1 protein-coding gene is annotated in these 264 nt (G+C 28.8%); it reads right to left on the reverse strand.

Going from position 1 to position 264, the window contains the following annotated elements; all coding sequences use genetic code 11:
* The coding region (locus tag RMT89_RS43615; RefSeq protein ID WP_315889299.1) for a hypothetical protein at positions 1–226 on the reverse strand (226 nt) is incomplete at its 3' end.
* Positions 227–264: the final 38 nt, after the last annotated feature.

The following is a 264-nucleotide window of genomic DNA, read 5'->3' on the forward strand; positions in this document are numbered from 1 at the left end:
CGTTATTCAAAGAAATAGAAACATAATAAGGTCTATTATCCTTTTGAATGATATTTTTGTTATCAACTGCAATCGATATATTATTATCTTTTAATATTTTTGAGGTATTGATCACATATACAAATTTATCTGAACTCAAAGCGCTTTCCTCATTTCTCAAACTGTATAAAAAGACACCTTCTCTTAATTGCTTAAAAGAAGATGCCTTTCGTAAGTTTGATTTCATCTCGTCATATCATTATTTCATGTGGCTTAGACGTTTCG

This window comes from Streptomyces sp. P17, from assembly GCF_032436805.1.
Classification (GTDB): Bacteria; Actinomycetota; Actinomycetes; order Streptomycetales; family Streptomycetaceae; genus Streptomyces.